Below are 11,766 nucleotides of genomic sequence, written 5' to 3'. Positions count from 1 at the left end.
TAGTTTAACAATTCTCCTCATAAATCTGATAGATGACAGCCCCCTTAGGGTCTAGGGTAAATGTACATTTTTTTTCTAATTAGGGACAGGAATCCTTAATTTTGTCGACTTAATTAGATAACGCATGAATTCCTCTGAACGATATACTATAACCGCTGCATTACCATATACAAATGGGCCAATTCATATAGGCCATTTGGCTGGGGTGTATGTGCCTGCAGATATCTATGCCAGATATCTGAGAATCAAAGGAAACGACGTCGCCTTTATTTGCGGTAGTGATGAGCATGGTGTTCCAATTACCCTTAAAGCTAAAAAAGAAGGGGTAACACCCCAGGATATTGTAGACAAATACCATAATATTATTAAGGAATCATTTGAGGATTTTGGGATTTCGTTTGATAATTACTCGCGTACTTCTAATGAAAATCATCATCAAACAGCTTCTGATTTTTTTAGGAAATTGTACGACGAGGGGAAGTTTATTGAAGAGACATCAGAGCAATTCTATGATGAAACCACTAAGATGTTTTTAGCAGACAGGTTTATAATTGGAACCTGTCCTAAATGTGGTTACGAAGAGGCCTATGGGGACCAATGTGAAAATTGTGGCACCAGTCATAACGCTACGGATCTTATTAATCCAAAATCAGCTGTAACAGGTAATACTCCTACTTTAAAATCCACGAAGCACTGGTACCTTCCATTAGACGAGTATCAAGATTTTCTCAAACAATGGATATTAGTCGATCATAAAAAGGATTGGAAAGCCAACGTCCTGGGCCAGGTAAAGTCATGGACGGATGATGGATTAAGACCCCGTGCAGTCACCAGAGATTTGGACTGGGGAATTCCAGTACCTGTTGAGGGAGCTGAGGGTAAAGTCCTCTATGTATGGTTTGACGCACCCATTGGTTATATTTCAGCAACCAAGGAATGGGCAGCGGCCAACGGTAAAAACTGGGAAGATTATTGGAAAGATGACCAAACCAAACTAGTGCATTTTATCGGTAAGGACAATATTGTTTTTCATTGTATCATTTTCCCATCGATGTTAAAAGCACATGGAGATTATGTATTGCCAGAAAATGTCCCGGCCAACGAATTCCTGAATCTTGAAGGAAAAAAGTTATCTACTTCAAAGAATTGGGCAGTTTGGCTTCCAGATTATTTAAAGGACTTTCCTAACCAGCAAGATGTATTGCGCTACACACTTACGGCCAATGCCCCTGAAACGAAAGACAATGACTTTACATGGAAAGACTTTCAGGCACGCAACAACAATGAGTTAGTGGCCATTTTTGGAAACTTCATCAATCGTGTAGTGGTACTCACCAACAAATATTATGAAGGGGTTGTTCCTGAGGCTGGGTCCTTCACTAAAGAAGATACCGCGGCCATAGAGGCACTACGAGCATATCCGGCAGTGATTTCAAGTTCCATAGAACGTTATCGTTTCAGAGAAGCCTCTCAAGAATTGATGAACCTGGCCCGTTTAGGAAATAAGTACCTGGCAGATGAAGAACCCTGGAAAACCATTAAAACTGATGAGGACCGTACCAAAACCATCATGAATGTAGCTTTGCAAATTGCGGCAGGATTGGCTGTTTTGTGCGAACCTTTACTCCCATTTTCATCAAAAAAGCTCAAATCCATATTAAACTTTGATACTTTGGGTTCACTTTCCTGGGACCATATTACATCCTCAAAAAATTTATTGCCAAGTGGACATCAAATAGGCAAGGCCGAATTATTATTCACTAAAATTGAAGACAAAACCATTGCCTTACAATTAGAAAAACTTGAAGAAAGTTTAAAAGAAAATTTAAAAGCGCAAGAGAAAACAGAACCTCAAAAACCAGAGATCAGCTTTGATGATTTCACCAAATTAGATATGCGGGTTGGTACTATATTAGAAGCAGAAAAAATGCCTAAAACCAAAAAACTCCTGGTGCTTAAAGTGGATACTGGAATCGATGTTAGAACAATTGTGTCTGGTATCGCTGAAAGCTTTTCACCAGAAGAAGTTGTAGGCAAACAGGTGACCGTATTGGTGAACTTGGCTCCACGAAAATTAAGAGGGGTTGAAAGCCAAGGAATGATTCTTATGACTGAGGATGCAGATGGTAAATTAGTCTTCGTGAACCCTGATGATCAATTGACCACGAACGGCTTAAAAATTAGTTGATTTTTATTTTGGCATTGTTATTGTAAGAATATTTCACAAAACTGCCATTATGCATAGAACTACATTTTTATCCCCCCGCCTCCCCAAAACCATCGTTCTAGTTCTATTATTTTTATGTAGTACCCTGTGGGCACAAACTACCAGTGCCCAGAAAACAAATGTCATAGTTGATGCCTTTATTGATTATACCGATACAGCCCGTGAGGTCATCTACCTCCATTTAAACAAATCCACCTATATCAAGGGAGAGTCCATTGGCTTTACGGCCTATGTCATGGATAAAAAAGAAAAAATGCCTTCATTACTCACCACCAATCTTTATGTGAGTATCGAAGACATGAATCAAAATCCTATTAAACAACAACTATTACGGGTTAACAATGGTGTTACCTCTAATGTCATTGATATTGATGATAACTTTGCCACCGGATCCTATATCGTAAAGGCCTATACCAACTGGTCACGTAACTTTAAAGAACCCAACTACTTCTCCACCACTGTTAAGATCATAGACCCTGCTACCGATGCTTATGTCGATACAGAACGTGTGGAGACTGCTATTGATGCCCAGTTTCTCCCTGAGAGTGGTCACCTGTTGGCTAATGTGGTTAACAAAGTAGGTGTGGTTATTAAAGACACCAAAGGCTATGGCGTGGCCAATGCCACCGGTAAGGTCTTTGATAAAGTGGGTACGTTGCTCACCTCTTTTGATGTCAACCATCTTGGTATTGGACAGTTCTTACTCAAGCCCTCTGTTGGGGATAACTTTAAAATAGTTATTACTCATAATTATAAGGACTTCGACTTCTCCTTTAATCAAACTATTGAACCTATCGGGCTAGTGCTTAACACCACTCAGCATAACAATCAGCTTATGCTCAATGTTATTACCAATGAACAAAGTCTGAAGTACTTTAAAGATCAGGCTTTCCAACTGAGCTTTCATAACGGCTCAGACCTTCAGGTAGAAACCCTCAGGTTTAATGATCAAACCATGATCAACCGCACCTATAATATGAAACAACTGCCCCCTGGCATTACTGTCTTCACACTATTTAATGACCGTAATAAACCCATCGCTGAACGACTGGCATTTAATTATAATGGCATTAACATGCACCCGCTTTCTAAGGTGCAAACCGCCATGGTGGAAAACGATTCTATTGATGTGTCTCTGGCCTTTGATACCATTGACCCCACTAAGTTTCATAACATCTCTGTATCCGTCTTACCTGCCGAAACCAAATCCTATAAGCACCATCATAACCTCATATCCTATAACTATCTGCAACCTTATATTCAAGGTACCGTTGAACAAGCCAAGTACTACTTTACCAATACTAATGCTCAAACTGCCGCAGACCTAGATATGTTACTACTCACACAAGGGTGGTCCTCCTATAACTGGAACAACATCTTTAACAATAACAACAGTCTACCTTATGACTTTGAACAGGGCATTAGCCTTAAAGCCAATGTTAATGGCAATAGCAATAAACCCAAAACCTTTATGGTGCATGCCATAGAAGATAAAGTGCCTGTCTTTGTTGAACTCAACGAAACACAGAGTTCGTTTCAAGTTGATAATACCTTTGTCTCTGATACGGACAAAGTGGCCCTATCGGAATTGGGTAACAATGAACGACTAAGTCCTGCTAAACTTTACCTGCAATCCTTCCCCAATAACATTCCTAAAATAGCACTTGGACTATCCCCTCTCGAACCTAAACCAGATTACAATCTTAAAACCAGTTTCGACAATAATTATATGTCTACTAAAACACTGGATCAGGTTCAGGAACTAGATGAGGTGGTTATTATGACCGACGTGACCAGAACCAGAAATAGATATATGGAACTGAGCGCCCGCAATATTGGACAGGTGCGTGTACCCTTAGATAGGGATCGCGATATGTACTGGACTGTGGGTGATTGGTTAAGTACATTTAGAGCAAGAAATATCTTCTCAGGAGATCCTGTAAGAGACAATAGACTTGGGGGGCGTGTATACCTGGATGATGTACTTACCGATGCTTCAATCGTAGTCAATTTACCTACCAATATCCTAGACTATGCTGTTTTTGGATACAATGGATTTAATGAAATCCGGTTCTATACAGATTTGAGCATCCCCGCGAGAAGACGTGCTAAAGACTCCTTTACAGATTTTGATTTAGCCCTTACCTTCACGAGCGAAAAGAAATTTTACAGACCTCTGTATCGCCTGCGTTCCGATGATTTTTACAAGCACTTCGGAACCATATCCTGGGAACCACACTTGCTGCTTAACCAATATTCTAAGACACATTTGAAAATTGAACGGCCTTTAATTCCAGTTACCCTTTTTATTGAAGGAATGGACCATCTTGGCAACCCAATTTTTGTAGAGCATGAATTGAATTTAAACTAATCTAATAATAGGCTCACTTCTAAGTATAAAAGTTGTAAAAACGAAATCGATAAAATGAGGTCATATGCACCTGCAAATCCAAAAGCCCTTAGTGCCAATCACCTTATTTATTGAAGGTATCGACGCAGATGGTATGACTGTGTATGAAGAAAAAACCTTGGTGTTAAACTAGGTTAAAAGCCTCTAAAAGAGTTATTAAAATACGCTCATAATCTTTAACTTCGTAAAAAAGAAGTTTGATTATGAGCGCGATTTTATTACAAAACACTTTCCGTAAGTCCCCATTATTCCTATTATTTCTATGTTTAAGCACCTTGAGTTTTTCTCAAGAAAAGGTTATTAAAACGTATTATGACAACTATGCTAGTATCAATCAGGAAGCTATTTATGTACACCTTAACAAGTCTACTTTTATCCAAGGAGAAGACTTAGGATTTACAGCCTATGTATTCGATAAAAAAACAAAAGCACTTACCTCCTTTTCATCCAATTTATATCTAAGTATTGAAGACGCTAATCAAAAGCCCATTAAGCAAATGTTGCTTCATGTGGTTGATGGTGTGGCCTCCAATTCTGTGCAAATTGATAGCGCATTTTCAACTGGGACATACATACTAAAAGCCTATACCAACTGGTCATTGAATTTTAATGAGCAGGCTATTTATTCAGAGGCCTTTGACGTACTCAACCCAGATGAACAGGATTATGTAGAGACAGAACTAGTAGAAACAGAGCCTGACGCTCAATTTCTTCCGGAAGGAGGGCATTTATTAGCAGATGTCATTAATAAAGTTGGTGTGATTATTAAAGATCATAAAGGCTACGGCATTCCTTATGCCACTGGAGTTGTTTACGATAGTAATAACAAGGCCTTAACCGATTTTAAAGTAGATCGCATGGGAATTGGGCAATTTAGCTTTGTCCCTCAATCACAATCCAGCTATACCGTAAAAGTTAATTGCCTCAATGAGACCTTTAGCTATCCCATTACAGAACTCGTAGAAACAAATGGGATGGTATTATCCCTAAATAAGGTTAGAAAACGATTGATTGCTCAAATAGCTACCAATACAGAAAGTCAGCAATCTTTAGGAAATCAAACATTTCATTTAGCCGTGCACAATGGTGAATTTATAAAATTAGTAGATTTTAGTTTTGGTGCAGAGGCTTCCATATCCAAAGGCTTTGATTTACAGAATCTGCCACCTGGGGTCCTTGTTTTTACCATATTAAATTCAAGAAGAAAACCTATTGCCGAACGTTTATTCTTTAACTACAATGGATTAAAAATTAGGAAAAGCAGCGATTTAGTGGCCGAAAAAAACAAAGATTCGCTCCAATTACAATTGACATACAACACTATTAAACCCAATTTCTTTAATCATGTGAGCGTTTCTGTCTTACCTCAAAACACGCAAACCTATAACCGCCATAATAACATCGTTTCCTCCGTTTATCTGAGACCCTATGTAAAAGGATCTATCGAACGTGCTGACTATTATTTTAGAGATGTCACCCCAGCAAAAGAAGCAGAATTAGACAACTTATTATTAACTCAGGGATGGAGCAGCTTTGATTGGCAGGATATTTTTAAAGAAGAGCACCTGTTTCTAAATCGATATGAACAAGGTCTTGAAATTAATGGTAATGTCAACAGTAGTTTGAACAAGGGAGAGAAAACCTTCTTACTACATTCGGTTTCAGGTGACGAACCGCAACTTTATACAGTATCGGCTAATGAGACTAAATTCGTGGCCGAGAATATTTTTCCGGTGGGTACCAATACCATTCATTTTTCAGAAATCACCTCAACAGGAAATAAATCCTCTAATTTGTATTTACAGTCCTTCCCTAACAGTATTCCTAATGCAAAGGTAGAGACCAGAATGTTAGGCCCTAAGCCTTTGTATCAACTTAAGGAAGCACTCAATGACAATACCGTTCAACTCAATAACCCAGAAGATCTTCAGGAATTGGATGCGGTTGTTATTACCAGTAGAATTGAACGCAAACGTGTTAGACTTAAGAAATTACAAAAAGGCCGCTATGGCAATGTTAAGATAATCGATGACAATGCCCGCATCACTTTCAATACCATTGGGGAGTTTCTGAGGTATTACGGCTTATATGTTGACGAAGCCAATGGTGGATTTAGAGTGTATAATGGCTATTCATATGGTCTTCGTGGTAATACCTCGGCCAATATCAATACTATAAGCACAGACGCCTTTTCGGCAGACAACAACATTGATACAGGTACCCAACCCATTAACCCAGGTGATCGGAATAAAATTATGGCCATCTACCTTGATGGGTCCTTTATGCCAGAACCCGATATGTTACACCAGTTCCCACTACTATATATCGATTATGTAGAAATTAACCGCCGTGGATTTGGTGAAGGGTTTAGAGGAGCTGCTGGAGTCATAAAGATTTACTCCAATTGGGGCTCATCTATTGGAAGTCCCTATGATAATTCGGCGTCAGCGTATCAATTACCGCTTTCTTTTGCCAAAGAAAAACGCTTCTATGTACCCAAATATCGAAGTGAACGCGATGATTTCTATCAAGAATATGGGGTAGTAGATTGGAAACCAGATGCGCGAATTGAGAATAGTCAATTGGTATTCAACATCAAGAAACCAAAGGTCCCCGTGAAGCTATTTATTGAAGGGTATTTGGGCGATGGTTCCTTCATTTCTGAAATTAAAGAAGTTTCTAATTAGAAGTGACTTGATGTTAAAAATTGCCTACCACCCCATTTACAGGCATCCCTTACCTGATGGGCATCGATTTCCAATGGAGAAATACGAGCTCCTTCCTGAACAATTATTGCACGAAGGAACCTGTACCCAGGATAACTTTTTTGAACCTGAACGCCCAAATGACAAGTACATTCTAGCCGTTCATGATCCCGAGTATTACTATGATCTGGTTAATATTACTTTAGATCAAAGGGCAGCCCGTAAAATTGGTTTTCCTTTGAGCGAGGTTTTGGTAGAACGAGAGGTCATTATTGCAGATGGCACCATCAAAGCTTGTGAAGCGGCGCTCCAAAATGGCATTGCCATGAATATTGCCGGAGGCACACACCACGCTTATACCAACCGAGGGGAAGCATTTTGCTTACTAAACGATCAGGCCATTGGAGCGCGATATCTTCAACACAAGGGTTTAGCTGAAAAAATACTGATCGTTGATCTGGATGTACATCAGGGAAATGGCACTGCCGAAATCTTTCAAAACGATGCTTCTGTCTTTACCTTTTCAATGCACGGCCGCAGTAATTATCCGTTTAAAAAAGAGAAAAGCGACCTGGATATTGCCCTGGATAATGATACCGATGACATTACCTATTTGACCCAATTAAATGCCATACTACCACAACTCATAGAAGAACAACAACCAGATTTTATATTCTATCTCTGTGGTGTGGACGTAGTGGCATCGGATAAACTTGGGAAACTGGGACTTAGTCTGGAAGGTTGCAAGGCCAGAGACCGTTTTGTTCTGGAACTTTGTCATGAGCACCATATACCAGTGATGTGTAGCATGGGTGGAGGTTATTCTCCCGATATTAAAGTTATAGTAGAGGCCCATGCCAATACCTTTAGGTTGGCTCAGGAAATATTTTTTTAAGCAGAATTTCTACTGGCATTAATATTCCCAAAAAGTGAACGTGTGACCATTTTTTCAAACACTGCTATCTGCTCCTCATCTCTCGGCTGCTGTTTCTCAAGCTCCTGAAGCTGTTTAAGAGCATATTGCTGAATTGTGAGTAAGGGTAAAACAATGGATTCCCGTACTTGTATAGAGGCCTTGCCTACAGGTTCATTCTCCATAAGCTCCTTATAGCCTGTCAATTTTAGAATCAGACGCTTGGATGTTTCATACTCTTTATGAATCAACTTCCAGAAGGCCCCATATTCGGGGTCTTCGGCCATATACCTGGTGAGGTCAAAAAATGATTTGGTTAATGACATCATACTGTTTTCTATGAGGGTCTTAAAAAACTTAGACTGCTCGTATAGATGGGTCACCTTATCAAACTCACCTCGATCTTCAAACACTTTAAGCGCAGAACCTACCCCAAAGAAGCCAGGCACGTTTTGCTTTAATTGACTCCAGCTACCCACAAATGGGATGGCTCTTAAGTCGGAAAAAACGAGCTCATTAGATTTACCACGTTTGGAGGGTCGGCTTCCAATATTGGTCTTGGCATAATATTTAAGAGTACTCATTTGCTGTAAATAACCTAAAAATTTGGGGTGCTTCTTAAAGTCTACATAGGTCTGATAACTTAAATCTGCCAGCTCGTTCATGACGGCCTTGTCTTCCTCGGACATAGCCAGATTCATCTCATTATAGCGATTATTAATACCGGCACTAATCAGCTGTTCCATGTTGTATTGCGAGGACTCCTCAGTTCCAAAATTAGAACTAATAGTTTGACCCTGAATAGTCAATTGGATTTCCTTATCTGATATTGTTGGTCCAAGAGAGGCATAGAACTGATGGGTTTTACCACCGCCTCTTGCTGGTGGTCCACCGCGACCATCAAAGAAAATAACTTCAATACCATAAGCCCTTGACATTTCAGTCAAGGCTTCCTTTGCTTTAAAAATAGCCCAATTTGCCATCAGATAACCCCCATCTTTAGTACCATCGCTAAAGCCTAGCATTATGGTCTGTTGGTCCCCTCTGTTTTTTAGATGCTCGCGATAATGCGGGTTCTCATACAATTCTTGCATCACTTTTGGGGAGGCCTCTAAATCAGTTACCGTTTCAAATAAGGGTACCACATCTGCAGTCAGTTGATCTCCAAAGGCCAAAGTCTTCAGCATGGCATATAATTGCAGGACATTTAAAGTAGTCTGATTGTTACTTATAATGTATCGATTACAAGCCACTTCCCCATTGGTTTCCTGAATCTGCTTCATGGCTCTAATGGTTTCAGAAATATTCACAGCCATCTCATCCTTAAATTGTATGTCCTGAAGTGATCCCTGGATCGAGGCCAAATGTTGGAGCTGAGCATCCAGCTCCATTTCTAAGAAATTTTGAGGGAATACCGCACTACCCTGAGCGATAGATTCAGTAACCACAGCACGAAACATCTGATCGTGGACGCGACTGTCCTGACGAATGTCCAGACTAGCAAAATGGTATCCAAACAAACACAATTTGTTAAGCAAAGACGTTACTTCCTCCACATAAAGCGATTGGTGCTCATCAATGAGTATCTGACGTATGATCTTTAACTCTGAAATAAACTCCTCAAGCGATATATGCGGTAAGCTGGAACGTTCCTGAACCGTATTTACCAAGCGGTGGTTCAAGTCAATGATGCGCTCTCTAATACCTCTAAAGGTCAGTCGACGGCGAAGATCCTTAACATTTTTTATATACTTTTTTAAAATACTTTGTTTGAGTTTCTTGGCTACATCCAAAGTGATCTGCGGAGTTACAAATGGATTACCGTCCCTATCACCTCCTGGCCAGAAGCCAATATTAACGATGGAATTGTTAAGCGGTTCTTCTTCGAAAATATTCTGCTGAATGTAATCGTAAATCTTTCCAAAGGAATAGTAGAAGACGTTCTTGAGATACCAGATCAAATTAACAGCCTCATCATAGGGAGTTGGTTTGCGGTCTTTGAAAAAAGGAGTCTTACCCAATTGGGCTAACAACTTGTTGATTTCAGATAGATTGTCTTGTTCAACAGCTTTGGCAAGATCGGTTATGATACCAAGCACCGCACCAGGATAAAACTGCGTAGGGTGTGCCGTAAGTACAATACGCACATTAAACCCCTCCAACAACTCCTGTAACTGAGGGATTTTATTTTCGGCAACCGCCCGCTCTTTCAAGTTTCTAAGCGTACCCAATCCTTCCATATTATTTACAATAGGAAACGCTGCATCTTCAATGGCATCAAACAATACCACCTGCCGCTCTATGTACTGTATAAAACGAAAGAGCAAATTAATTTGACTTTTAGCCGAACGTCTGGCCTGGTACTTCATGAAAAAAGTTTGCACAATCTCCGTAGGGTCATCCCCAACCTCAAAACCCTTTTTACAGGTTTCATAAAACAGAGGCAATAAGGCCACAGTCTTGGATAAGGTGGCAAATGGTAAGGTCATAAATATGCCATTATACACCTGGTATTTCTGAAGTACATTGGTATTAAATCGGGTGAGCTTAGGTTGTATAGCCATAGACTGTGAATGTTTTAGCCTCATAAAATTACTAAACTGTTATTAGATTAAATCTGAATTAGCCTATTTAAAAGCTTATGAGTGCAACAATTAGCCATTTTGTATTTTTATGTACGTAAATTTGCGAAAAACACAAGCTATGTTGTCAAAAACAATTGAATCTGCATTAAATAAACAAATACGAATAGAGGCCGAATCTTCACAGGTATATTTGGCCATGGCCGTCTGGGCTGAGGTTAAAGGATTAGAAGGTATATCTAACTTTATGTACGACCAATCCGATGAGGAGCGGGAACACATGTTAAAGTTGGTGAAATTTATTAACGAACGTGGTGGACACGCTCATGTATCAGAATTAAACGCACCAAATGTGACCTTTAATTCCTTCCGGGAAATGTTCGAAAAACTTCTACAGCATGAGATCTTCGTTTCTGAAAGTATTAATGAGCTCGTACACATCACACTTCAGGAAAAAGACTATGCCACTCATAACTTTTTACAATGGTATGTCTCTGAACAAATTGAAGAAGAAGCCACAGCACGCACCATTCTGGATAAGATTAATATGATTGGTGATGACAAAGGTGGGTTGTACCTATTTGATCGTGACATTCAGCAACTCTCAGTAGTCAGTAGCGCGGCACCTGACCCTCAGGTTTAAATGTTAAAGTTTAATTAGATTAATTATAAATAACTATTTTTGCCCGTGTTATTCAGGTAAAACATGGGCAAAAAAAAGTGCGCTAAACTCAAGGACAAACGTATCAAAAAATTGGAGCTAAAAGGCCCGGACAGTTTAGGAAAAGTTAAATCTAAGTGCTGTAAAAAATACACTAAGGCAGAAAGCAAGCGTTGCAAAAAATGCCCTTGCTTTGATCTTCTCCAAAAAGTAGCCTAACCCGTTAGCTGTTCTGTAACTCCTATTACTTGGAGATTCTCATCAAGAT

General features: G+C 39.6%; 6 protein-coding genes. 5 read left to right on the top strand and 1 reads right to left on the bottom strand.

Annotated elements, in window-relative coordinates; all coding sequences use genetic code 11:
• Positions 1–124: 124 nt before the first annotated feature.
• The 4 genes from metG (at position 125) to DN064_RS01900 (ending at position 8,237) form a co-directional block, all read left to right on the top strand.
• A complete protein-coding gene (gene metG, locus DN064_RS01915) occupies positions 125–2,188 on the top strand; it encodes a methionine--tRNA ligase (protein ID WP_115460915.1) in 2,064 nt (687 codons plus the stop codon).
• A 49-nt stretch (positions 2,189–2,237) separates the two neighbouring features.
• Positions 2,238–4,598: a hypothetical protein gene (locus tag DN064_RS01910; protein WP_115460914.1), complete on the top strand. Its 2,361-nt coding sequence runs from the start codon at positions 2,238–2,240 to the stop codon at positions 4,596–4,598.
• Between the two features lie 242 nt (positions 4,599–4,840).
• Positions 4,841–7,324, top strand: a complete 2,484-nt coding sequence (locus DN064_RS01905) for a hypothetical protein (RefSeq protein ID WP_157962201.1) — start codon at positions 4,841–4,843, stop codon at positions 7,322–7,324.
• Between the two features lie 10 nt (positions 7,325–7,334).
• A complete protein-coding gene (locus tag DN064_RS01900) occupies positions 7,335–8,237 on the top strand; it encodes a histone deacetylase family protein (protein ID WP_115461358.1) in 903 nt (300 codons plus the stop codon).
• Here DN064_RS01900 and DN064_RS01895 read toward each other — a convergent pair.
• Positions 8,234–10,819, bottom strand: coding sequence for a phosphoenolpyruvate carboxylase (locus DN064_RS01895; protein WP_115460912.1), 2,586 nt, complete (start codon positions 10,817–10,819; stop codon positions 8,234–8,236). The genes DN064_RS01900 and DN064_RS01895 overlap by 4 nt on opposite strands.
• Before the next feature lie 139 nt (positions 10,820–10,958).
• On the opposite strand from DN064_RS01895, the gene DN064_RS01890 reads away from it, so the two are divergent.
• On the top strand, positions 10,959–11,480 hold the full coding sequence (locus DN064_RS01890; RefSeq protein WP_115460911.1) for a ferritin: 522 nt from the start codon (positions 10,959–10,961) through the stop codon (positions 11,478–11,480).
• The last annotated feature ends 286 nt before the right edge of the window (positions 11,481–11,766 follow it).

Source organism: Winogradskyella aurantiaca (assembly GCF_003362725.1).
In the GTDB taxonomy this organism is placed as follows: domain Bacteria; phylum Bacteroidota; class Bacteroidia; order Flavobacteriales; family Flavobacteriaceae; genus Winogradskyella_A; species Winogradskyella_A aurantiaca.
This window is presented reverse-complemented; position numbering and strand designations above follow the sequence as displayed.